At 51.4% G+C, this 21,913-nt stretch carries 22 protein-coding genes and 1 pseudogene; 9 read left to right on the forward strand and 14 right to left on the reverse strand.

What is annotated here, in order from left to right; translation table 11 throughout:
- Window positions 1-102: 102 nt before the first annotated feature.
- The 10 genes and pseudogenes from patD to NNN64_RS12995 all read right to left on the reverse strand — a co-directional run bounded on the left by patD (window position 103) and on the right by NNN64_RS12995 (window position 9,292).
- On the reverse strand, window positions 103-1,530 hold the full coding sequence (gene patD / locus NNN64_RS12955; protein WP_271441633.1) for an aminobutyraldehyde dehydrogenase: 1,428 nt from the start codon (window positions 1,528-1,530) through the stop codon (window positions 103-105).
- A 21-nt stretch (window positions 1,531-1,551) separates the two neighbouring features.
- The gene (locus tag NNN64_RS12960) at window positions 1,552-2,358 is read right to left on the reverse strand and encodes an ABC transporter permease (protein WP_005126751.1); all 807 of its coding nucleotides are present in this window, start codon (window positions 2,356-2,358) and stop codon (window positions 1,552-1,554) included.
- The gene (locus NNN64_RS12965) at window positions 2,348-3,292 is read right to left on the reverse strand and encodes an ABC transporter permease (protein ID WP_005126750.1); all 945 of its coding nucleotides are present in this window, start codon (window positions 3,290-3,292) and stop codon (window positions 2,348-2,350) included. The genes NNN64_RS12960 and NNN64_RS12965 overlap by 11 nt, the downstream gene beginning before the upstream one ends.
- Window positions 3,293-4,309 (reverse strand): ABC transporter ATP-binding protein, encoded by a 1,017-nt coding sequence (locus NNN64_RS12970; protein ID WP_137381810.1) that lies wholly within the window; start codon window positions 4,307-4,309, stop codon window positions 3,293-3,295. It abuts the gene before it with no gap.
- A gap of 16 nt (window positions 4,310-4,325) precedes the next feature.
- Window positions 4,326-5,471, reverse strand: a complete 1,146-nt coding sequence (gene ydcS / locus NNN64_RS12975) for a putative ABC transporter substrate-binding protein YdcS (RefSeq protein ID WP_271441634.1) — start codon at window positions 5,469-5,471, stop codon at window positions 4,326-4,328.
- Window positions 5,472-5,799: 328 nt separating this feature from the next.
- A complete protein-coding gene (locus NNN64_RS12980) occupies window positions 5,800-7,209 on the reverse strand; it encodes an aminotransferase-like domain-containing protein (RefSeq protein WP_271441635.1) in 1,410 nt (469 codons plus the stop codon).
- 92 nt (window positions 7,210-7,301) lie between these two features.
- Window positions 7,302-7,400: pseudogene (locus NNN64_RS23365) on the reverse strand (type II toxin-antitoxin system HicB family antitoxin); the annotation flags it as partial.
- 922 nt (window positions 7,401-8,322) lie between these two features.
- A complete protein-coding gene (locus NNN64_RS12985; protein ID WP_271441636.1) occupies window positions 8,323-8,520 on the reverse strand; it encodes a hypothetical protein in 198 nt (65 codons plus the stop codon).
- Window positions 8,521-8,638: 118 nt separating this feature from the next.
- Entirely contained in the window at window positions 8,639-8,854 is a 216-nt protein-coding gene (locus NNN64_RS12990) for a hypothetical protein (protein ID WP_271441637.1), read from the reverse strand.
- A 201-nt stretch (window positions 8,855-9,055) separates the two neighbouring features.
- Window positions 9,056-9,292, reverse strand: a complete 237-nt coding sequence (locus NNN64_RS12995; protein WP_271441638.1) for a hypothetical protein — start codon at window positions 9,290-9,292, stop codon at window positions 9,056-9,058.
- Window positions 9,293-10,002: 710 nt separating this feature from the next.
- Here NNN64_RS12995 and NNN64_RS13005 point away from each other — a divergent pair.
- Window positions 10,003-10,437 carry a DUF3828 domain-containing protein gene (locus NNN64_RS13005; RefSeq protein WP_271441640.1) on the forward strand — a complete coding sequence of 145 codons (435 nt, stop codon included), beginning with the start codon at window positions 10,003-10,005 and terminating at the stop codon, window positions 10,435-10,437.
- Between the two features lie 150 nt (window positions 10,438-10,587).
- Here the strand turns inward: NNN64_RS13005 and NNN64_RS13010 are convergent, their stop codons facing one another.
- Window positions 10,588-11,013, reverse strand: a complete 426-nt coding sequence (locus NNN64_RS13010) for a bacteriophage antitermination protein Q (protein ID WP_271441661.1) — start codon at window positions 11,011-11,013, stop codon at window positions 10,588-10,590.
- Window positions 11,014-11,122: 109 nt separating this feature from the next.
- On the opposite strand from NNN64_RS13010, the gene NNN64_RS13015 reads away from it, so the two are divergent.
- The 6 genes from NNN64_RS13015 (at window position 11,123) to NNN64_RS13040 (ending at window position 16,096) form a co-directional block, all read left to right on the forward strand.
- Window positions 11,123-11,680, forward strand: a complete 558-nt coding sequence (locus tag NNN64_RS13015; RefSeq protein WP_271441641.1) for a hypothetical protein — start codon at window positions 11,123-11,125, stop codon at window positions 11,678-11,680.
- 65 nt (window positions 11,681-11,745) lie between these two features.
- On the forward strand, window positions 11,746-12,981 hold the full coding sequence (locus NNN64_RS13020; RefSeq protein WP_271441642.1) for a tyrosine-type recombinase/integrase: 1,236 nt from the start codon (window positions 11,746-11,748) through the stop codon (window positions 12,979-12,981).
- A 157-nt stretch (window positions 12,982-13,138) separates the two neighbouring features.
- On the forward strand, window positions 13,139-14,542 hold the full coding sequence (locus NNN64_RS13025) for a cytochrome ubiquinol oxidase subunit I (protein WP_271441643.1): 1,404 nt from the start codon (window positions 13,139-13,141) through the stop codon (window positions 14,540-14,542).
- On the forward strand, window positions 14,542-15,552 hold the full coding sequence (cydB, locus tag NNN64_RS13030; RefSeq protein WP_271441644.1) for a cytochrome d ubiquinol oxidase subunit II: 1,011 nt from the start codon (window positions 14,542-14,544) through the stop codon (window positions 15,550-15,552). Before NNN64_RS13025 ends, cydB begins: the two co-directional genes overlap by 1 nt.
- On the forward strand, window positions 15,552-15,677 hold the full coding sequence (locus tag NNN64_RS13035) for a DUF2474 domain-containing protein (protein WP_124021191.1): 126 nt from the start codon (window positions 15,552-15,554) through the stop codon (window positions 15,675-15,677). The genes cydB and NNN64_RS13035 overlap by 1 nt, the downstream gene beginning before the upstream one ends.
- 188 nt (window positions 15,678-15,865) lie before the next feature.
- A complete protein-coding gene (locus tag NNN64_RS13040) occupies window positions 15,866-16,096 on the forward strand; it encodes a DUF2554 family protein (RefSeq protein ID WP_005126741.1) in 231 nt (76 codons plus the stop codon).
- Here the strand turns inward: NNN64_RS13040 and NNN64_RS13045 are convergent.
- Together NNN64_RS13045 and NNN64_RS13050 are read right to left on the reverse strand one after the other, a co-directional pair.
- On the reverse strand, window positions 16,093-18,054 hold the full coding sequence (locus NNN64_RS13045) for a peptidase U32 family protein (RefSeq protein ID WP_271441645.1): 1,962 nt from the start codon (window positions 18,052-18,054) through the stop codon (window positions 16,093-16,095). The genes NNN64_RS13040 and NNN64_RS13045 overlap by 4 nt on opposite strands.
- 79 nt (window positions 18,055-18,133) lie before the next feature.
- The gene (locus tag NNN64_RS13050; RefSeq protein WP_271441646.1) at window positions 18,134-18,670 is read right to left on the reverse strand and encodes a helix-turn-helix domain-containing protein; all 537 of its coding nucleotides are present in this window, start codon (window positions 18,668-18,670) and stop codon (window positions 18,134-18,136) included.
- A 104-nt stretch (window positions 18,671-18,774) separates the two neighbouring features.
- Between NNN64_RS13050 and NNN64_RS13055 the strand changes: the two genes are divergently transcribed.
- Window positions 18,775-19,941 (forward strand): benzoate/H(+) symporter BenE family transporter, encoded by a 1,167-nt coding sequence (locus NNN64_RS13055; RefSeq protein WP_271441647.1) that lies wholly within the window; start codon window positions 18,775-18,777, stop codon window positions 19,939-19,941.
- On the opposite strand, the gene NNN64_RS13060 is transcribed toward NNN64_RS13055, so the two are convergent.
- Window positions 19,924-20,793 (reverse strand): helix-turn-helix domain-containing protein, encoded by an 870-nt coding sequence (locus NNN64_RS13060; RefSeq protein WP_271441648.1) that lies wholly within the window; start codon window positions 20,791-20,793, stop codon window positions 19,924-19,926. The genes NNN64_RS13055 and NNN64_RS13060 overlap by 18 nt on opposite strands.
- 185 nt (window positions 20,794-20,978) lie before the next feature.
- Between NNN64_RS13060 and NNN64_RS13065 the strand changes: the two genes are divergently transcribed.
- The gene (locus NNN64_RS13065; RefSeq protein ID WP_271441649.1) at window positions 20,979-21,887 is read left to right on the forward strand and encodes a DMT family transporter; all 909 of its coding nucleotides are present in this window, start codon (window positions 20,979-20,981) and stop codon (window positions 21,885-21,887) included.
- Window positions 21,888-21,913: the final 26 nt, after the last annotated feature.

Consider the following 21,913-nt stretch of genomic DNA (forward strand, 5'->3'; position numbering starts at 1 on the left):
CCGCCGTCCGATGGCGACGAGGCCAGTGGCGCGCATAGTATAGAGACACGTTTGACGATATTTAGCTATCCGTGCCCCTTTTACCGTCAGCGGTTTAAGATATTACTCATGCTTGATCATGACATGGCGAATCACCGTGTAATCTTCCAGTCCGTAGACCGACATATCCTTGCCATAGCCTGATTGTTTTTGTCCCCCATGCGGCATTTCACTCACCAGCGTGAAGTGGGTGTTGACCCAGGTACAGCCATACTGCAGGCGGGCGCTCAGTCGGTGCGCGCGACCAACATCCCGCGTCCAGACTGACGATGCCAGTCCATACTTCGAATCATTGGCCCACGCCAGGACCTGATCTTCATCATCAAAGACGGTAACACTGACCACCGGACCAAAGACCTCACGCTGCACAATAGCATCTTCCTGTTTCGCGCCCGCCAGCAACGTTGGCGCAAAATAGTAGCCAGAACCCTCCACTTTTTTGCCGCCGGTGATGACCTTGATGTGTCCGAGCGCTTTCGCGTCATCGACCGCTTTAGCTACCCTGTCAAGATGCGCCTGTGAGCTTAACGGTCCCAGTTCTGTCGTTTCATCATTCGGTGCGCCAATTTTCAGGCTGGCAACGGCGGCGCCGAGTTTTTCGACCAACGCATCATAGATGCCTTTTTGCGCGTAGATTCGACACGCCGCAGTGCAATCCTGTCCAGCGTTGTAGTACCCAAAGGTCCGTACACCACTGACCACCGCATCAAGGTCGGCATCATCAAAAATAATCACCGGGGCTTTTCCGCCCAGTTCCATATGCGTGCGTTTAATCGAAGGCGCAGTATGCTGGATAATATGTTCTCCGGTCACAATTGAGCCGGTCAGTGAAACCATACGGACTTTTTCATGGCCAGTCAGCGGATCGCCCACCGTTTTACCCCGGCCAAACAGGACGTTAATCACGCCTGCCGGGTAAATATCTTTCGCATATTCCGCCAGTTTAAGCGCCGTCAGCGGGGTAATTTCTGAAGGTTTAATCACCACACAGTTGCCGGCGGCCAGCGCAGGAGCCAGCTTCCATGCCGCCATCATGAGCGGATAGTTCCAGGGCGCGATGGAAGCCACCACACCCAGCGGATCGCGACGAATCATGGAAGTATGCCCTTCCAGATACTCCCCGGCGGCCTGTCCTTGCAGGGTGCGCGCTGCCCCCGCAAAGAAACGGAAAACATCCACGATGGCCGGAATTTCATCATTAAGCACACAATGTAGCGGTTTACCGCAGTTGAGCGATTCCAGCTCCGCGAAGGTCTGTGCATTATCTGCAATGGTATCCGCCAGCTTTAACAACAGCTCCGAACGCACTTTCGGCGTGGTTTGGCCCCAGGCGGCAAACGCGTTGTCTGCCGCGCGCACTGCGGCATCAACCTGCATGGCTGACGCCTCAGCAATTTCCAGAATAAGTTCACCAGTGGCAGGGTTATAAACTGGTTGCTTTTCACCTTCACCGCTGACCAGCTCACCGTTAATCAGTAATTGATGTTGCATAGCAATTTCCCATATCGTCGTTTATTTACCGTTTCCGGCGACGGTGTCGCCTTCACGCGTTAGCCACCAGGCCCCTAAAATTGGCAGTGTTGTTACCAGCATTACCAGCAATGCCACAACGTTGGTAACAGGCACATCCCGTGGACGGCCCAGTTGATTGAGCAGCCACAGAGGAAGTGTTCTTTCATGTCCGGCGGTGAACGTTGTCACGATGATTTCATCAAACGACAAGGCAAACGCCAGCATACCGCCCGCCAGCAGTGCTGATGCCAGATTGGGCAGCACGACATAACGAAAGGTTTGCCAGCCGTTGGCGCCAAGATCCATAGACGCTTCAACCAGACTCCATGAGGTGCGGCGAAAACGCGCCACGACGTTGTTAAAGACAACCACCACGCAAAACGTCGCATGGCCCACCACGATCGTGAGAAAACCCGGCTCCAGGTTGATGGTCTTAAATGCCGTCAGCAGTGCCAGGCCGGTAATAATGCCCGGCAGCGCAATCGGCAACAGCAGCAACAGCGATATTGCGCTTTTACCGAAAAAATCCCTGCGCCATAGCGCAGCCGCCGCCAGCGTACCCAGTACCAGAGCGATTGCTGTCGACAACGCAGCGATTTTAAGTGACAACGTCACTGATTCAAGAATATCGCTACGCTGCGCCGCCACGCTAAACCAACGCAGTGTCAGTCCCTGCGGCGGAAAACTAAAAGCAGCCTCCTCTGTATTAAAAGCATAGGTGCCAATGATGAGGATGGGAAAGTGCAGAAAAAGAACCCCTCCCCATGCTGCCAGTTTGAGTAACCAGGGTGCGCGTTCAGAGTGCATCGAAAGCTCCCAGACGCTTCACGAACGCCAGATACAGTGCAATTAAGACAATGGGCACCAGAGTGAATGCCGCCGCCATTGGCATATTGCCGATAGCCCCTTGTTGCGAATACACCATGTTGCCGATGAAATATCCCGGCGGTCCCACCAGTTGCGGCACAATAAAGTCACCCAGCGTCAGTGAGAACGTAAAGATAGAACCAGCGGCTATACCGGGTATTGCCAGTGGGAAAACCACATAGCGGAAGGTTTGACGAGGGCGCGCGCCCAAATCAGCCGATGCCTGCAAAAGCGAGGGTGGAAGCCGTTCCAGAGCAGCCTGAACCGGCAGGATCATAAAGGGAAGCCAGATGTAGACAAAAACCAAAAAGCGCCCTAATCCCGATGTTGACAGCGTATTACCGCCGACAGCAGGCAAAGTGAGGAAAGCGGTCAACAGTGGCTCCAGCCCGAGATGGGTTAAAAACCACTGCGCCACGCCGTCTTTCGCTAACAACAGCGTCCACGCATAGGCTTTGACGATATAGCTCGCCCACATCGGCAGCATGACGGCAATGTAAAAAAAGGCTTTCATTTTGCCACTGGTATAGCGCGCCATATACCATGCCATCGGGAACGCCAGAATGGCGCTGGCAATCGTCACCGCCACTGCCATTGTCAACGTTCGTACAATGATGTCGTAATTGGCCGGATTAAACAGCGCCTGCAGATTCGCCAGCGTCAGGTCTGGCGTCACCGACATGGTGAAATCGTCGAAGGTGTAAAAACCTTGCCACAACAGCGTCAGCAACGATCCAAAGTAGACGATGCCAAACCACATCAACGGCCCGAGCAGCAGCAAAAACAACCCAAGCCCTGGATTACGCCAGAAGAACCCCGAGATACGGTTCAGCTTTGTCGGCTGTGCGGGCGAATGTATGACGTTCATAGCCATTCACCTCTCCTCTATAAGCGGAACCATGACATCGCGTGACCACGATGCCATCACCTGCTGACCCGGCGACAGCGTCGACGGCAGCATTTCTCCCGTCAGGTTCGCCTGGCTCACCAGCAATTTTTCACCGCCCGCAAGTTTCAGCTCAAAACGCGTCGCCGCCCCCTGGTACTGCACCGCCTGAATGACACCCCGAGCCTGAACCTCGCCCGCCATATCATTTAACCGAATGTGTTCCGGGCGCAGCGAGAACATCCCCTGTAACCCACAGACGTTTGCCGACATCGCTTCGTCAAAGACGTTTGACGTCCCCACAAAACTCGCCACAAACGGCGTACGCGGACGCATGTAGAGTTCGCGTGGTGAATCCACCTGCTCGATACGACCATTGTTAAATACCGCTACACGATCGGACATCGACAGCGCCTCACCCTGATCGTGGGTGACAAAGATAAAGGTGATGCCGAGAGACTGCTGGAGTTTTTTCAGCTCCAACTGCATCTGTTCACGTAGCTTGAGATCCAACGCACCGAGTGGCTCATCCAACAGTAAAACGCGAGGCTCATTGACCAACGCACGGGCAATCGCTACACGCTGACGCTGTCCACCAGAGAGTTGTGATGGCTTGCGCTCATGGACAAAGCCGAGCGCAACCTTATCTAACGCTTCTCGCGCCCTGGCATGCCGCTGCTTTTTATCAATGCCTTTCACCATCAGCCCATAAGCCACGTTGTCGAGAATCGACATATGCGGGAATAGTGCGTAATCCTGAAACACCGTATTGACGTCCCGTTCCCAGGGCGGTAATTCACTGGCTTGCTTACCAAAAATTTTAATTGAACCGCCCGAAAGCTGTTCAAACCCTGCAATCATGCGCAGACAGGTCGTTTTGCCGGAGCCGGATGGCCCCAGCATAGAGAAAAACTCACCATCATTAATTGCAATACTTACCCCATCAACTGCACGAACATCCCCGTACAGACGCGAGACATTATGAAACTCCACTGCGTACGTCATAAAACCCCCAGCGGAATTAACGACCGCCCATAATGGCGATGTAATCCTGCGTCCAGCGACTGTAAGGAACGAATTTTCCACCTTCTGCGATTGGCGTTTTCCAGAAAGCAATTTTGTCGAAATAGCTATAGCCGTTGGTTTCACAGCCTTTTTCACCCAGCAGCGGGCTGGCTTTACAACCTTCAGGGACTACCGGCAGAGAACCAAACCAGGCAGCGACATCGCCCTGAACTTTCGGGGTTAAGGACCAGTTCATCCATTTGTAAGCACAAACAGGATGTTTTGCTTCGCTATGCAGCATGGTGGTGTCAGCCCAACCGGTGACGCCCTCTTTCGGGAAAACCGTGGCGATTGGCTGGCCTTCTGCTTTCAGGGCGTTAGCCTGATAAGGCCAGGCGCTTGATGCCACCACACCTTCGTTTTTAAAGTCACTCATTTGTACAGTGGTGTCATGCCAGTAGCGATGGATCAGTGCGTGCTGATCGCTCAGGACTTTGATGACCGCCTGATACTGTTTCTCGGTGAGCTGATAGGGATCGGTGATACCCAACTGCGGCTGAGTGGCTTTGACGAACAGCGCCGCATCGGCGATATAGATCGGGCCATCGTACGCCTGGACTCGCCCTTTATTGCTTTTTCCGTCCTCAAGTTTTTGCTCGACGAACACCACGTTCCAACTATCTGGCGGTGTTGGGAAAATTTTGGTGTTATACATCAGCAAGTTGGGGCCCCATTGATACGGAGTGCCGTAAACTTTCCCCCCGACGTTAAACCATTCCCCTTTAACCACACGCGGATCGATAATTTTCCAGTTTGGGATAAGCGCAGGATTTATAGGCTGGACACGTTTGCCCATAATCAGGCGCAGTGACGCATCGCCAGACGCCGTCACCAGGTCATAGCCGCCTTTCGCCATCAGGCTCACCATTTCGTCTGATGTGGCCGCTGTTTTAACATTGACGGCACAACCGGTTTCCTTCTCAAACTGTGAAACCCAGTCATATTGTTTATCGGTTTGTCCACGTTCGATATAACCCGGCCAGGCAATAATATCCAGGCGCCCTTCCGGTTTATCTAATGATGTTGGGGGTTCGGCTGCCTGGGCTGTCATCAGCGTCATACTGAGTGCACACAAGCTACTGAGGGCAAATTGCTTGCTCATAACGTCTTACTCCTGTCGAAAAAATATTGAGCGGCAGCCTTGCCGTAAATATATGTCCTTTCCTAAAAATAGTCGGGGTGTTAAAAGCGTTCCTGCTGGCGCAAGGAAATTTAATCAGGTTGTGAGCTAACGCTCATTACGCCACGGGTTTAGCAAGGTGATTTAATCTTCTGGAGTATAGACAAGGAGTTAGGTGCCAGGGTGGCACCTGGAAGAACTATTGATATTTCGTATGGTGGCACCTGATATAAATAACATCAGGGTTTAACATTCACTATTTCTAAAATAAGAATGCGCTATTCTTTTATATTGAATAGCACATTCCGTTTTATTTCATCATCTCGCGAATTAATTTTCCAAGCTGCTTAACCGCCTGTTCTTCGCGTTCACCCCAGTGCCATGCGGTATTAAAACGAAAGAAACGTGACCATGTCCCTGAGGTTGAAAACATCTTACCTGGCGCAATGCTGATGTGGTGTGCCAGTGCCTGGGTGCTGAGCTCTCCCGCATCCAGCGGTTCTGGCAGTTCGAGCCACAGAAAATAACCGCTGTCGTTATGGTGTATTTTGACCTCTGCCGGAAGATGACGCAGCAACGTTTGCCAGGCCTGCTGTTTGCGTTCCGCCAGCTGACGACGCAGCCGTCGCAAATGCGCGTCATAACGCCGGGTCGACAGGTAGTCCACCAGCGCAAGCTGCATGGGGGAACTGGTGGATAAGGTGCTCATCAACTGGAGCCGCTGAACTCGACGGGCATGTGTCCCGGCAGCAACCCAACCAATGCGAAAGCCGGGGACCAGACATTTCGAGAACGATGAACAGTGCAACACCCTGTCCCCTCGATCCCAGGCTTTAGCCGGCAGCGGTTTCTCCCGGCCAAAATAGAGTTCGCTGTAAACATCATCCTCAATCAGCATCACATTGTATTTTTCCAATAATGCGACCAGATGGGCTTTTTTCTCTGCGCTGAGCGTAAAACCCAGTGGGTTTTGGCTGTTGGTCATCAGCCAGCAGGCTTTGACCGGGTACTCCTGTAGCGTCTGCTCCAGTGCGACAAGGTCGATTCCTTCCTTCACGTCGGTGGCAACGGACAACGCCTTCAGGCGCAATCGCTCCAGAGCCTGCAATGCGCCGTAAAAACACGGGTTTTCGACAATCACCCAGTCCCCCGGCTCAGTGACGGCCTGCAGGCTCAGGTTAAGCGCTTCAAGCGCGCCGGTGGTGATTACAATTTCATCCGGAGAAAGGGCCATTCCCTGTTGTGCATATCGACGGGCAATCGCATGACGCAGTTCATCATTTCCGGGCGGCAGGTTTTCGATAACACTCATGGCGGTAGCCGTTTTACTCACCTGAGCCAGCGAACGATTAAGCTGCTGAAGCGGAAATAAGCGCGGATCGGGGAAAGCGGATGCAAACGGCATCACGGAAGCATCACGACTGGCCTGCAGCATGTCAAAGATGTAGGTGTTGATATCCACGGCTTCATCGCGCATGACCTGTACCTGCGGCACGGCGGCTTCGCGTTCGGGGCGTGCGGCAACATAATAGCCCGACTGCGGCCGGGCGATGATCCGCCCCTGACTTTCCAGCAGTTGGTAGGCATGCCCCACGGTCATAAAACTCATCCCGCTGCTTGCCACCTGCTCACGCAAAGAGGGCAACCGATCGCCTGGTTGCCATACGCCAGACGCGATTTGATCGCGAATTTGCTCCGCCAGTCGCTGGTACTTCTTCATTTTTCGTCCTGATATTCGGTATCGGTGACAACCTCTGTATATATCAGTCTACATAAATAACGATATTTTAAGAACTGTTATAGTTAACAATTTTACAACATCGTTAGCGAGAGCTCTTTGCCTAAGGCCCGGGCAGCTATCTGTACAGCATCAATTTTCGGGGTGTGCTTTAAGGCGAATAAACAGGTGATGTTCACAGAGTCATCAGCACCGTCAACCACCGCAGGCCACGGGATAAACTCATTATCGTCGAAGTAACATTCAAATGCGGTGACCAGATTGCATATCAGATCGTGCGACCTATAACAGCAGCACAACTGTTATGGTTAAAAAGAACTGTTCTGTTTCTGCCCCACATTTCGCCAGAGGCTTAGAATTGCGCCAAATCAATTTTGCCTGCGGAGTTAAGCATGTTCGGTCTTGACGCGTTTCACCTGGCGAGGATCCAGATAAGACACGCATATAGGAATTTATTTAAAATCAGTAAGTTAGGTGATAATCAAACATGTTTTTACTCGCTTAAATGGCTTAGATAATCTCCTTAAATCTCAGGTAGATAGAAAGTGTTTTGGGGAACGATTTTAAAGAATAGGTGCTGGAATTACCGGGAAAACTGCTGGCGATTGTTGCAATTGCTCCAGGGTCATATCTCGCAGATCACAGAGATATTTTTGCCACTCCGTCAGCGCGTCACTGTCGCCGTCATAGGTGCGATTACTGGCGATCCCTGCCTGTAGAGTGGTTATATTCAGCGCGGCCTGAGCCGCATAGTCCAGCCGTATTCCTGAATACTGGCAGCGATTTGCGCGATCTGGCTTTCTGAATGGGTTCGGGTGTTCTTCACGTAACCGAAAATCTCGGTTAGTGCTTTAAAAATGATCTTTATCTTTGCAGCCACGAATGTTTCAACCTATATTTAGCCCCGCTCGCGCGAGCAAGTGGGCCTCGGTTCGTATTCACGGCGTGGTGTGGGTATGAATGGCTGTCGCCAGGTCGTAACTGGCGGCGGTCGCCCACCTTCCTAATAATCACTACACAGCGATAGCGCTGAGTGCTGATTACTGGCAATAAAAAAGGTCGCCTTAGCGACCCTGCAGAATGTTCCCATTCATTTTATTTTTTTAAAGCGCCTTGTATCGCATCAGCAGCTTTATCAAGCAGATTTTCCAGGCCGACGAATGATTCGTGCACGCCGCTTTTAGGTGCGGCAGCAATTGCTATAGCCAGAGCCGCCTCTACAGCGATTAAGCGCTGACGTTGTTCTGGGGTTGCTTTATCTGCAGCACCTTTACCGTAATAATTTTCCAACATTGCAATGCCTTACTTTATAGCGGATTATTCCGCCAGATAAGTATCTCCTTAATTTAACAATTTTTTTTATGTTCAAGTGCTCACTATCGAGCGCCATTGCAATGACGCTCTGTAGTGGTTACTGCGTTGCATCATCGCTGGTGGTGGTCTGCTGGGTGCAAGTGCTGCCAGCGGAGTTAATACAGCCGTTCTGCGTAGTGACGCTGGTACCTGGAGCGATAGCGACGTGCTTTACAGTGGTGCCGTTAGGGCCGGTTGCTTCGGTATAGTGGGAACAGGCAGACAACGCGCACAGCGAAGCCCCCGCGATAATTGCGAGTAGAGATTTTTTCATTGGGACTACCTCAATCAGAGTTTTATGTTGCGTAGGAAAATATTCACCCCGAAAAACGGCCGACTGCTCAGTTGCTAAATCAGCATAATTCACTAGTTTTGCAGGTTGGACAGCGTCGTTTTGTAGAATTTTATAAAATCACTTTTCGGCAATGCCACTCATCACACGACGCTCAATTACCTGGACGAATCGACCACCAGCCTAACCGGCCACGGAACAGACAATTCCGGTTGTCTCAGCACCCCAGCTGCAGCGAACAGCAATCAAAATAACCAGCAGACCAGCAAACGAGGCAACTATGAGCTGGAGCACGACACTAACGATAGTCACGTCGTCTCCACACAGAGAACGAAACGCCGAGTGAGCGATAGAGCCCAGCCAGATACAACCGCCCCACAGGTAGGCCACCAGCGGCCAGTTAAGTTCTGGTAATTTCATGGACAATCCATTGATAGTTAGCGCCTCGCCCACAGCGACAGGTGCGATTGATTGGGCGGGCGCGTATTCGAATAAAAAACCCCGGAAGTGACCGGGGAAACGGAGCAATAGCAATGCTTTTCTGCAAATCCCACAGACTGGATTTAACAACAGGCACAGAGTGAATAAGGTTAACTATGGGATTTGCGGGAAATATTGCTAATACAATGCACTGTCATATTTATTAATTCGAAATTAATATCATTGATATTTATGTTGGTTAATTAAACCTCACCATAAGATACAATTTTTAATTAACTGTCGGCGTAATGTTTTCCTTTTACCTCGCTCTAATAATAAGGAAATCTTATGTCATGGAACAAGCACGCCGCGGTGTCTTACGCAAGAACTCACGCAAGCCAACAAAGCCGAGGCTATTGTGCCCGGGCAGTAGCGGCAGCAATTCGAGCTGGTGGAATAAGAATAGAAGGCGCTAACGCCAACAATTTCGCTAGATCACTTGAGAATGCCGGTTTTACCAGAGCATACGGCACCCTGCTGGAAGGTGACGTGGCGGTCATCGAAGCCCTGCCAGGGCCAAACCAGTATGGACACGCATGTATTTACGACGGAACGGGTACCTGGTATTCAGATTTTGTGCAACGCAGTCTATATCCCGGCCCTCAATACAGAGAACTACAGCCCGCAATTACTATATACAGGCATAATTGATGAAAAAATTACTGCTTTTGTTATTAATAGCGACTTCAGCGATGGCGGGTGGTTCCGACCCCGTCAGCCAAGCTGTCGCATTCAACAAGTGGTATGTGGATCAAATTGATAAGAACAATTTTCCGATCACAGACGACAAGACTATTGATAAATACGTCACCGCCGCGACCATGCAGAAACTTAGACGAACTCAAGATCCTGATTACGACGGCGTTTTCTATTCTGCAGATTTTTTCCTCAAAGCGCAGGATATCGGCGAGGATTGGCCAGGCCATGTGACCGCTATTGCAGGAGATACAGACCCCATTTGTGTGAATGTCTACGTGGCATTTGGGGAGAAACAAAACCACATCGTCAGCGACTGCATGGTTAAGGAAAACGGCTCATGGAAAGTGCAATCCGTCACTAGCTTGCAATTCACGCGCAATCTGTAGCGGGGCAAATTTAACCAAGCGACGATCTGACAGGGGTACTGTGCCGTAGCACGTTCGCGAATACCCCTGTCGGATCGCCGGAAAGCAAAAACCCGCAGTTAAGCGGGTTTTACAGTTTTGACAACATATCAAATTAGCGTCAAATATGGCCTATTTTGTTCGGTTTTGTAATAGTTCGCCACCATCATCGTCAAAATTGCTACATTGCTTTCGCTTTAAAACCTCCCCAAGCGCGCACATATCCAGTGATTCAACGACAGCTTTCAATCCCTGCCAGTGCTCTGCGTAAACCTCGCACCAGGTAGATCGCGATACGCCCAAACGAGAGGCGAGCAGCGCGCCAGCATGCGTTTTATAGGTATCATTCAGGTGTTGTACTGCCAGGTGTTGTACTGCCAGGTGTTGTACTGCCACCTCTTGCACCGCGAGCCAGACAAGCGAAATCAGGCGTTTTTGGGTTTTCCTCAGTAACCCTCGCGGAAGATCAGAGGCGTAGGTGTTCCACACTGCCTCGCAAATCTGCGTCTGGTATTTGAACGTCAGATCGAACTCCCGAGAGATGCAAAGCTCAGGCAAGTTAGCTCTCACAAGCGCCTCAGCGAATGGAGGCGGCACCGCGTTACCACATCGCGCAACCTGCTTGTCTTTCGCATAGCGCGATAAGGCCACGATGGGGATTCTAAAAATGGAAAAATTAATTAGTAACAAGGGCAATGTGTACAAGGCGGTAATGCTTTCAACTGGTGAAATGCGCTTTTATGTGCGTGCCGGGTATTCATTCCACCAGCTCTACACAGCCCCGGTTATTGCTCGTATTACTGCAGCAATGTTAGAAGCGGACCACACCGAAGCGTTGGAGATGATCGCGCAGCACGATGCTGATAACTCTGCCGGGCTGGAAAAAATGATGAAGCACCTGAAGATGGTGGCTGGCCCTGTTATCCCTGCCGTTAAAGAGCGCATCACACCAGAAACCAGAGATGAAGAAGCCCTGGCAATTGTCCATGAAGAGATCCTCCGCTGGTCCGAATCGTTCACTAACTTTGCTAAACAGCACCTCCTATTCAACACAGAGCAGCGCCAGAAATTTGCCGAGATCATGTATGACCTGCTGGCGCCAGCCGCTCAGAACGTCGAAATAACGATAAATCCCGTTTACGAAAAATTCGCAAAACAGACGGGGAAATCCGGGGCGTTTAATTTCATTTGTCACCAGCTACCCGCAGAAGCGATCTCGCCTTAATCACCTGGCAAAAACCGGACAGATATACCCACGCCCTATAAAAGACGGAAAAAAATGGGTTGTCGATGAAGATGCCACTTTTATTGGTTGCGGCGGACAAAGACTTATTTCCCGAAATCTGCCGGAAAAAGCAAAATTACTGGTTGAGAGAGCAATCAATGAGCGCTCCACGCAAACATAATATCGATATCGAAAACCTATATATAAAGCTGGATAAGCGTAACAACAAAGTCTACTGGCAATATAAAGATCCCCTTACTCAAAAATGGCAAAGTTTTGGTTCAGATGAAGCTGCTGCGAAAGCTGCAGCCATTGAGTTAAACCGCCTTTTTGCTGTACAGCAGGTTGAGCAAAGCTACAAGCTCGTTGACATTGCTAAAAAAAGGCATCAACCGCAGCAAGCCGAAGAATTGAGGTTCAAAGATTGGGTAAAGAGATGCATATCAATGCTGGAGAAGCGACAAGACAAAGGCGTTATTTCAAGCTCAACGCTGTATGAACGGCGGCATGCTGCGAGCGTGCTTTGCGACCGCATAGCTAATACGCCGCTGGCATCCGTTGGTTCTCGTGAAATGGCTGCAATTCTTGAAGAATACGTAGATGAAGGCAAAAACACTATGGCTAAACACGTGCGTTCAAACTGGATAGATTTGTTTAAAGAGGCTCAATTTGCTGGTGAGGTTCCCCCGGGGTTCAACCCGGCATTATCTACCCGCAAGCCAAAAGTTGAAGTCACCCGCGCCCGACTGCAACACGATGACTGGAGAAAAATTACGGAAGTGGCCCGAGAACGATACTCACCGTGGGCTGTGAACGCACTGCAACTCGCCCTCGTCACTGGTCAGCGTCTTTCCGACATTCTGAGCATGAAATTCAGGGATGTCAGAGACGGATATTTATGGGTTGTTCAGGGTAAAACTGGCAACAAAATTGCCCTTCCCTTAACGCTTCATTGTGATGCAGTCGGGCTTTCCCTGGAGGACGTCATAAATCAGTGCCATGATCGTGCGTTAAGCCCCTATCTGGTTCATCACTCCAGGACGACTGCGACGATTAAATCTGGCGCGACAATAAACAAGGCTACCGCCAGCACCATGTTCGCCCGATGCCGGGACGCAGCAGGCATTACTCCGCCAGAAGGCAAAACGCCTGTTTCGTTTCACAAACAGCGTTCCCTGGCAGAACGCCTCTACTCTGCTCAGGGGATCAATACTCAGGAATTGCTGGGGCATAAATCGGCCAAAATGACCGAGAAATATCACGATGAAAGGAATGATGGTTGGGTGATTTTGGCGATTTAATTTTAGCCATTATTGGGGCGGAGTTTTGGGGAGATTTTGGGGAAGGCCCATAACAGTCGGGTAACTGTTATGGGAAAAAAGACTGGTTCTGTTTCTGCAACCCAGATGTGGCGCGGCTTAGAATTGCGCCAAATCAATTTTGCCTGCGGAGTTAAGCATGTTCGGTCTTGACGCGTTTCACCTGGCGAGGATCCAGTTCGCGTTTACGGTATCCTTTCACATCATTTTTCCGGCCATTACTATCGGTCTTGCCAGCTATCTGGCGGTGCTGGAAGGTCTCTGGTTGAAAACCAAAAATCCAACCTGGCGTTCGCTGTATCATTTCTGGTCCAAAATCTTCGCCGTAAACTTTGGTATGGGCGTCGTGTCCGGGCTGGTGATGGCTTATCAGTTCGGTACTAACTGGAGCGGTTTTTCCGAGTTTGCCGGGAGCATCACCGGGCCACTACTGACCTATGAAGTGTTAACCGCTTTCTTCCTCGAAGCAGGCTTCCTCGGGGTAATGCTGTTTGGCTGGAACCGTGTGGGGCCAGGCCTGCACTTCTTCGCGACTTGCATGGTTGCGCTGGGGACAATTATATCGACCTTCTGGATACTGGCCTCCAACAGTTGGATGCAGACCCCACAGGGCTATGAAATCGTCAATGGACAGGTCGTTCCTGTGGATTGGTTTGCCGTTATTTTCAACCCGTCATTCCCTTATCGCCTGCTGCATATGTCGGTCGCCGCCTTCCTGAGCAGCGCGCTGTTTGTCGCAGCGTCAGGGGCATGGCATTTATTACGCGGGAATAACACCCCGGCTATTCGCGCCATGTTTTCTATGGCGCTGTGGATGACGTTAATCGTCGCCCCGTTGCAGGCGTTGATTGGCGATATGCACGGGTTGAATACGCTTAAGCATCAGCCTGCCAAAATTGCCGCCATCGAGGGGCACTGGGAAAACCCGCCCGGCGAACCCACTCCGTTGCTACTGTTCGGTTGGCCAGATATGGAGCAAGAGCGTACCCACTATGGGCTGGAAATTCCGGCGCTGGGAAGCCTAATCCTGACCCACAGTCTGGATAAACAGGTCCCGGCGCTAAAAGAGTTTCCTAAAGAAGACCGACCCAATTCCACCATGGTGTTTTGGTCGTTCCGCATCATGGCGGGGCTTGGCATGCTGATGATCCTGTTGGGCACATTCGCCTTGTGGTTACGTTACAAGCAACGCCTGTATACCTCACGTCCCTTCCTGCGTTTCGCGCTGTGGATGGGACCTTCTGGTCTGATCGCTATTCTGGCCGGTTGGGTCACCACTGAAGTTGGTCGTCAGCCGTGGGTAGTTTACGGTTTGCAACGCACAGCGGACGCGGTTTCCGCACATGGTGATTTGCATATGAGCATCAGTCTGCTGGCCTTCTTTGTGGTTTACAGTTCGGTCTTCGGTGTGGGCTATAGCTACATGATTCGCCTGATCCGTAAAGGGCCACAGGAAGATGATCCGACCCTTCCGCCAACTGGCACACCTGCACGGCCACTTTCCGCTGCCGTCCTTGATTCTCAAACTGAGGCTCATCGCTAATGGGTATTGATTTATCAGTTATCTGGTTTGTTATTATCGTGTTCGCCACGCTGATGTATATCGTGATGGACGGCTTTGATCTTGGGATCGGCATCTTATTCCCCGCCATTCAGGATGCTGATGACCGCGACGTGATGGTCAACAGTGTCGCACCAGTATGGGATGGGAATGAAACCTGGCTGGTACTGGGCGGCGCAGGATTATTTGGCGCATTTCCTCTGGCCTATGCGGTCATTGTCGATGCACTGACGATCCCACTCACCCTGATGCTGATCGGCCTGATTTTTCGCGGCGTTGCCTTTGAGTTTCGTTTCAAAGCCACGCCTGCACACCGACCGTTCTGGGATAAAGCCTTTCTGGGCGGTTCAATTCTTGCCACGTTTACCCAGGGTGTGGTCGTGGGGGCGGTCCTCAATGGATTTTCCGTTACTGGCCGCAGCTACAGCGGTGGACCGTTTGACTGGCTAACGCCTTTCACGCTGTTTTGCGGGCTGGGGCTGGTCGTGGCCTACGCGCTGCTTGGCGCAACATGGCTGGTAATGAAAAGCGAAAACCCGCTACAGGATAAAATGCGCAATGTGGCAAAAAAACTGCTGCTGGCGCTGCTGGTCGTCATTGCCATTATCAGTTTGTGGACACCACTGGCACACAGTGCGATTGCCGATCGTTGGTTTAGCCTGCCAAATCTGTGGTTCCTGATGCCGGTTCCGCTGCTGGTCGCACTCATCAGCCTGTGGCTGTGGCGTTCTCTGGGTCAGCAACATAGTCATGCCCTGCCATTTATATTGACGCTGGGTTTAATTTTCCTCGGTTTCAGCGGTCTGGGGATCAGTATCTGGCCACATATTATTCCGCCGTCTATTACCCTTTGGCAGGCCGCGGCGCCGACGCAAAGCCAGGGCTTTATGTTGGTGGGAGCGCTACTGATTATCCCAATCATTCTGGTGTACACCTTCTGGAGCTACTACGTCTTTCGCGGCAAAGTTCAACATGGTGAGGGGTATCATTGATGGAACAATCAATCTGGAAACGTCTGATGTGGTTGGTGATCCTGTGGGGGGGAAGCGTATTAGCGCTGGCCGCCGTCGGTATGTTCTTTCGCCTGCTGATGACCGCGGCAGGCTTTAAATCCTGATAAACATGAATAAAAGCCGGGCGGTGCCTGCACTTCCCGGCGAACTCACTGCCCACGTTAATTAAACAAACGCGCAATAGCTCTCGATTTTATGCAACGGACGATTGCCTTTACAGCGATTAAATTATTGAATAGTCACCCGGCGAAATTATCGCCACGTCCACAGCTAACGTGCCAGAGGGTGCATGATGTTTAAGAAAGGGTTAACGGTGTTATTGCTTGCCAGCGCGCTTTTCTCCGGCCAGCTTTTCGCTACTCATCAGGGACATGAATATCTTCAGGTACAGGATGCCGATCATTTATTACGCCACACGGCAGACAGCGATGAGCTAAGAGTGACGGCGGAAGAATCCGCCGCCGATCTACGCGAACACCATCACTGGCAAAAATCACGCAAGCCAGATACACATCTGAGTTAGCCTTTCCGCTTCGGCAGTGTTTTCATCAGCTCATCAGGGCTGACAGAAGCCATTACGCTGCCCGGCAACGGCATTTTCAGAATGTGGTGTTTCATCTTGCCGATAACGTGCATTTCGCACGGTCGGCAATCAAATTTCAGCGTCAGCACTTCATCACCATTCACCAATTGCATCGGTGTGGCTTTCCAGCTTTTGATATTCCCTTTTGCCTGTTTCGGACACAGATTGAATGCAAAACGCAGGCAATGCTTGGTAATCATCACCGGAACATCGCCCTTTTCTTCATGCGCTTCATATGCTGCATCAATCAACTGGACACCATAACGGTGGTAAAACTCACGCGCTTTATGGTTATAGACGTTTGCCAGAAAACTCAGATGCGTCTGCGGATAGACCGGTGCCGGCTGGGCAACAGGCTTACGACTGCCACGCTGGTAGTTTTCCAGACGCGCGGTATCCAGCATGTCGATGGCTTCGCGGCGAAGTTGATTGAGTTGACCATTCGGAACAAACAGCGCCCCCGGCAGATTCACCTGAATATCACGGGCGTAGTACAGCGTCTGTCCAAGTTTTGCCAGACCATCCTGCAAATTACTCAACGCTTTTTCGGCATGGTTCGCTTCTTCAAACTGGCCATCCAGCGTATGGGTGATACTCACGCCGTCTTCACTGGTCAACGTCAGGATCAACTGTTCCTGCCAGCCACCTAATTCAATATCAACCGCGACACGGCGTTCGCTGGATGTCTTGGTTAACGCTTGCTGCCAGTTATGATCGAGATTGCGATTGAGCGGATGGTGCGGCCGCACTTTGTGCAGGTCCGATGGCATTTCATTCGGCCATACCCGATAACGGTTATTCCCCGTTTTTTCTACAGTATTGGCACGGAATCCAACCACATCACGCTTAATCAATACGTTCAGGCCATCCCCGTTTGCCAGTGGCTCCGTCACCTCGACATCAAGATAATCCTTCGCCACCTTCAGTACCTCACCCACTGGCAAGCCAATGAATTTAGGTGAGTCGAATGCGCCGATGTCGCCCTTACGGGCATTGACAAAATAGTCAGTGCTGCCGCGGTGGAACGTTTTCTCTGTAGATGGTGTGAAGAAATGCTCAGTGCGACCTGCTGATGAACGTGCCAGATCGCCGCGTTCTTCGATGATGGCATCCAGCATCTGCCGATAATGTGCAGTGATGTTCTTCACATAGCTCATGTCTTTGTAGCGACCTTCAATTTTGAAGGAACGTACTCCGGCATCAATCAACGCACCGAGGTTGGCGGTCTGATCATTATCTTTCATCGACAGCAGGTGTTTTTCATACGACACCACCCGGCCCTGATCGTCTTTCAGGGTATACGGTAGTCGGCAGGCTTGTGAACAGTCGCCGCGGTTAGCGCTGCGCCCGGTTTGCGCATGAGAGATATAACACTGGCCTGAATAAGCAACGCATAACGCACCGTGGATGAAAAACTCGATCGTCGCGTCCGTCGCCTGATGAATCGCGTGAATCTGCTCAAGACTCAGTTCGCGCGCCAGTACAATCTGCGTGAATCCGACGTCAGAAAGAAACTTCGCCTTCTCAACGCTGCGAATATCACACTGGGTACTGGCATGCAGTTCAATCGGCGGGATATCCAGTTCCATAATCCCCATATCCTGCACAATCAGCGCATCAACACCCGTCTGATACAAATCGGTAATTAACCGCTGAGCAGGTTCCAGCTCATCATCATGCAAAATCGTGTTTAACGTCACAAAGATTTTCGCCCCATATCGATGAGCGAATGGCACCAGTTCAGCGATGTCTTTCAGGCTGTTGCTGGCGTTGTGACGCGCACCAAAACCGGGGCCGCCAATGTATACGGCATCCGCGCCGTGCAAAATGGCTTCGCGCGCAATTGCGGTATCACGAGCCGGGCTTAACAATTCAAGGTGATGAGGTTGCTGGCGCATACAGTTGTTACCATCCACAAGCGGTAAAAATGGCGGCTATTGTAGTCAGAAGCGCGGCATTTCGGAATAGTTTTCCCGATTAACCGCGTGGGTAATGGATCAGGGAATGAAAGTGAACCGTCTGTTCTCCACTGTTACGGTAACTATGTGCAGTATCACCCGCAAAACGGACACCCTCACCTGATTTGATGGTTCGCCACTGCCCATCAATGCACATATCCAGCAGGCCACTAATCACCACTACGTGCTCAATCACACCGGTTTCATGCGGTGTAGATTCACTCAACGCCCCCGGTGCCAGCAATATTGAAAAATGGTCAAAGCAGAGTTGTGGGTCCCATGGAAACAGCGGTGTCACTATCATTGCCTGCTGTTGGGGATCAAACGTCGCTGTGACTGCTGACTCTGGTGGTGAAATAAACGTCGAAAACGGCACGTTCAGTCCGGTGGCAATTTTCCATAGCGTCGCCACTGTTGGACTGGATTCATTGCGTTCTATCTGTCCCAACATGGCCTTAGATACACCCGTTTCTTCTGCCAGACGCGACAGACTCCATTCCCGCTGGTGACGTAATGTCCGGAGCGTGGTAGCCAGATAGTGGGTTAAATTGTCCATTGTCACCTTCCTCTATCTCCTGTTTCTGTCCATCAGCTTATCACTTGTACGCTATAACGCACAGTGCTACAGTGAATGACCGTTATAACGCACGCGGAGTCGCTATGCGCACATTATCAATCCCTTTGCCCACCGTTTTATCCGGTTTTGTTGCCGTGCTGGTCGGCTATGCCAGTTCAGCAGCCATCATCTGGCAAGCGGCGATAGCCGCAGGCGCAACGACCGGGCAGATTGCTGGCTGGATGACCGCACTGGGAATCGCGATGGGCGTGAGTACGCTGGCATTATCAGTGTGGTATCGTGCTCCCATCCTGACCGCCTGGTCTACGCCTGGTGCTGCGCTGCTGGTTACGGGTCTGCAAGGCGTGACCATTCAGGATGCTGTCGGCGTTTTTATTGTTGCTAACGCGTTGATAGTCCTGTGTGGTGTGACGGGGTTGTTTGCACGTCTGATGCAGATAATCCCACACTCACTGGCGTCGGCAATGCTGGCCGGGATCCTGCTGCGTTTTGGTTTGCAGGCATTCAATAGCCTTAATAATGAGCTTCTCCTGTGCGCCAGCATGCTGCTGGCGTGGCTGGTGTTAAAAGTTGTCGCCCCCAGGTACGCCGTCATTGCTGCCATGCTGGTGGGTATTGCCATCGCATTGCTAAAAGGTGACGTTGTCACCAATAACATTAACTTATCTCCGGTGATGCCTGAATTCATTGCCCCTCACTTTTCTCTTGCACACAGTATCAGCATCGCAGTGCCGTTCTTCCTGGTCACCATGGCGTCACAAAATGCCCCCGGCATTGCCACCATGAAAGCGTCAGGTTACTCCTTGCCCGTTTCACCGCTGATTATTTTCACGGGGCTGCTGGCGTTACTGTTTTCTCCCTTTGGCGTCTACTCGATCTGTATTGCCGCCATTACCGCTGCAATTTGCCAAAGCCCGGATGCGCATCCGGATGCCCAACGACGTTGGTTAGCCGCTGCCGCTGCCGGGATGTTCTACCTTCTGGCCGGCGTGTTTGGTGGGTCGGTAACCGGATTGATGGCCGCTCTACCGGCAAGCTGGATCCAGATGCTGGCTGGGCTGGCCTTGCTCGGTACGATTAGCGGTAGTCTGTATCAGGCATTGCTCCATGAAGCGGAGCGAGATGCTGCCATCGTCACCTTTCTGGTTACTGCCAGTGGTTTGACTTTATTGGGGATCGGTTCTGCGTTCTGGGGATTAATCGCCGGAGGGATATGTTATGCCGTGCTGAGGTTATCGCGACGCACGTAATTGCGTTGGCGTCTTGCCCGTCACCTGCTTAAACCGGTTGCTAAAATGGCTTGCTGAACTGAATCCGCAAGCCATTGCGATATCTGACAAACTACGTGAAGAATAACGGACCAGTTGCTGCGCCAGCGCCATACGACGCTGCATAACATACTGATGCGGGGCCATATTCATCGACTGGCGAAACATTCTGGCAAAGTGGAAATCACTCAGTGCCGCTTCAGTTGCCAAATCGCTGAGGGTCATTGGGTAGGCCAGATGCGCGTCAATATAGGCCAGCACGTTGCGCAATGTGGCTGGCGCAAGCCCACCGGTTACCACCGGCGGCCGCCATTGAACATTGCTGTAATGCTGAATCAGATGCGTCAGTAACAGCGAAGATGCCGCGCTAAGCGTCAGGTGATTAGCCGGTTGCTGCCAGTCATTACCCAGTAAAAACTGACGATAAACCGCCGTGATCCCCGGATCGCTGCCGAACGTGTGTTCGTCCAGCGTGAAGCTATAAGGGCTTTTGTCCCACACTTTCTCACCCACTTCCCGTAGATGCGCGTCGGTACAATAAAGATGTACAAAGGAGAGATCGTCACGAATATCCCAACTGGATTCGCTGTCTTTCGGCATCAGGCAGAAGCGATCCGGGCCGCCGCCGTTTTTCCAGCCCCCAGCCGTCTTGTGATAGCTCTCGTAGCCATCCGCGACATATAAGCTGAGTGTGTGGTGATCGCAATATTGGGTAATGGTGTCGCGTTTGTTTGACCACGCCGCCAGTTGGATACCTGAATGTAACGCAACCGACTCATGCAGCACGGCATTATGTTTGCGTAAGTTTTCAAAGGCGCCATAGGGCTGAGACATACCATCACATTCAGAATAAGTTAGCAGGCTTTCAGTCTATATCAGCTACATGTTGTTAACAGCCTCCTTTTCATGTTTGCGAGAAAAAAAGCGCAAGATTTTGCAAGTCGACCGCAATCAGATGAAAGCCAACCCCGGCCAGTCATGACACTGTGTGCAATTAAATACAAAAATGAGAGAGATGTATGAACGCATTGTTGTACTGCCTGGTAGTCGTGATATGGGGAACGACATGGATTGCCATTTACCTGCAGCAAGGGCCAGTTGCTGCTCCGGTCTCTATCTTTTGGCGCTTTGCGGTCGCCAGCTCGGTGATGATTCTTCTCCTGCTGTTCAGCGGCAAATTGCGTAAACTCTCCGGACGCGACCATCTGTTTTGTCTGCTACAGGGCGGATGTGTTTTTTGCTTCAATTTCTGGTGTTTTTACACGGCAGCGGCCTGGATTAACACCGGTCTGGAGTCAGTAATTTTCTCGATGGCCGTGCTGTTCAATGCGGTGAATAGTTTTGTATTTTTTGGTCAAAAACCACCGGTACGCTTTTATTTCGCCGCGGCGCTGGGGCTGACGGGTATCATCACCCTGTTCTGGCAGGATTTGGTCAATAGCGGCCTGAATCACTCGCTTCTGCTGGGTATTGGTTTAAGCGCTCTGGGAACGTTTGGTTTTTCCCTGGGCAATATGATAAGCCTGCGTCATCAGAAAAAAGGACTGGAGGTGATGACCACCAACAGTTGGGCCATGCTGTACGGTACCTTGCTGATTGCCACCATTGCACTGGTTCGCGGTGATGACTTCACACCGCAGTGGACGTTTAGCTACCTTAGCGCACTGTTGTATCTGGCTATTTTTGGCTCTGTGATTGCCTTCGGCGCTTATTTCACACTGGTAGGACGCATCGGTCCAAGTAAGGCCGCTTACAGTACGTTGCTTTTCCCTCTGGTGGCGCTCACGCTGTCAACTCTGTATGAAGGGTATGTCTGGCAGGCTAACGCAATTGCCGGTTTAGTGCTGATTTTACTGGGAAATCTGGTGATGTTTGCACGGCCGGAAGCCTTGATGGGAAAACTGTTGTACCGTCGGCGAGTGGCATAAAAAAACGCACCATCCGCAGATGGTGC

The organism is Citrobacter sp. Igbk 14, assembly GCF_028069825.1.
In the GTDB taxonomy this organism is placed as follows: Bacteria; Pseudomonadota; Gammaproteobacteria; order Enterobacterales; family Enterobacteriaceae; genus Citrobacter.

Excerpts from the sequence above, each read along its gene's own strand:
- cydB (WP_271441644.1), top strand. The coding sequence starts at position 14,542 with ATGGGTATTGATTTATCAGTTATCTGGTTTGTTATTATCGTGTTCGCC.
- NNN64_RS12990 (WP_271441637.1), bottom strand. The coding sequence starts at position 8,854 with ATGAAAAAATCTCTACTCGCAATTATCGCGGGGGCTTCGCTGTGCGCG.
- NNN64_RS12995 (WP_271441638.1), bottom strand. The coding sequence starts at position 9,292 with ATGAAATTACCAGAACTTAACTGGCCGCTGGTGGCCTACCTGTGGGGC.
- NNN64_RS13040 (WP_005126741.1), top strand. The coding sequence starts at position 15,866 with ATGTTTAAGAAAGGGTTAACGGTGTTATTGCTTGCCAGCGCGCTTTTC.
- ydcS (WP_271441634.1), bottom strand. The coding sequence starts at position 5,471 with ATGAGCAAGCAATTTGCCCTCAGTAGCTTGTGTGCACTCAGTATGACG.
- NNN64_RS13050 (WP_271441646.1), bottom strand. The coding sequence starts at position 18,670 with ATGGACAATTTAACCCACTATCTGGCTACCACGCTCCGGACATTACGT.
- NNN64_RS13015 (WP_271441641.1), top strand. The coding sequence starts at position 11,123 with ATGGAAAAATTAATTAGTAACAAGGGCAATGTGTACAAGGCGGTAATG.
- NNN64_RS13065 (WP_271441649.1), top strand. The coding sequence starts at position 20,979 with ATGAACGCATTGTTGTACTGCCTGGTAGTCGTGATATGGGGAACGACA.
- NNN64_RS12960 (WP_005126751.1), bottom strand. The coding sequence starts at position 2,358 with ATGCACTCTGAACGCGCACCCTGGTTACTCAAACTGGCAGCATGGGGA.
- NNN64_RS13005 (WP_271441640.1), top strand. The coding sequence starts at position 10,003 with ATGAAAAAATTACTGCTTTTGTTATTAATAGCGACTTCAGCGATGGCG.
- patD (WP_271441633.1), bottom strand. The coding sequence starts at position 1,530 with ATGCAACATCAATTACTGATTAACGGTGAGCTGGTCAGCGGTGAAGGT.
- NNN64_RS13060 (WP_271441648.1), bottom strand. The coding sequence starts at position 20,793 with ATGTCTCAGCCCTATGGCGCCTTTGAAAACTTACGCAAACATAATGCC.
- NNN64_RS13025 (WP_271441643.1), top strand. The coding sequence starts at position 13,139 with ATGTTCGGTCTTGACGCGTTTCACCTGGCGAGGATCCAGTTCGCGTTT.
- NNN64_RS13055 (WP_271441647.1), top strand. The coding sequence starts at position 18,775 with ATGCGCACATTATCAATCCCTTTGCCCACCGTTTTATCCGGTTTTGTT.
- NNN64_RS13020 (WP_271441642.1), top strand. The coding sequence starts at position 11,746 with ATGAAGATGCCACTTTTATTGGTTGCGGCGGACAAAGACTTATTTCCC.
- NNN64_RS13035 (WP_124021191.1), top strand. The coding sequence starts at position 15,552 with ATGGAACAATCAATCTGGAAACGTCTGATGTGGTTGGTGATCCTGTGG.
- NNN64_RS12985 (WP_271441636.1), bottom strand. The coding sequence starts at position 8,520 with ATGTTGGAAAATTATTACGGTAAAGGTGCTGCAGATAAAGCAACCCCA.
- NNN64_RS12970 (WP_137381810.1), bottom strand. The coding sequence starts at position 4,309 with ATGACGTACGCAGTGGAGTTTCATAATGTCTCGCGTCTGTACGGGGAT.
- NNN64_RS13045 (WP_271441645.1), bottom strand. The coding sequence starts at position 18,054 with ATGCGCCAGCAACCTCATCACCTTGAATTGTTAAGCCCGGCTCGTGAT.
- NNN64_RS12980 (WP_271441635.1), bottom strand. The coding sequence starts at position 7,209 with ATGAAGAAGTACCAGCGACTGGCGGAGCAAATTCGCGATCAAATCGCG.
- NNN64_RS12965 (WP_005126750.1), bottom strand. The coding sequence starts at position 3,292 with ATGGCTATGAACGTCATACATTCGCCCGCACAGCCGACAAAGCTGAAC.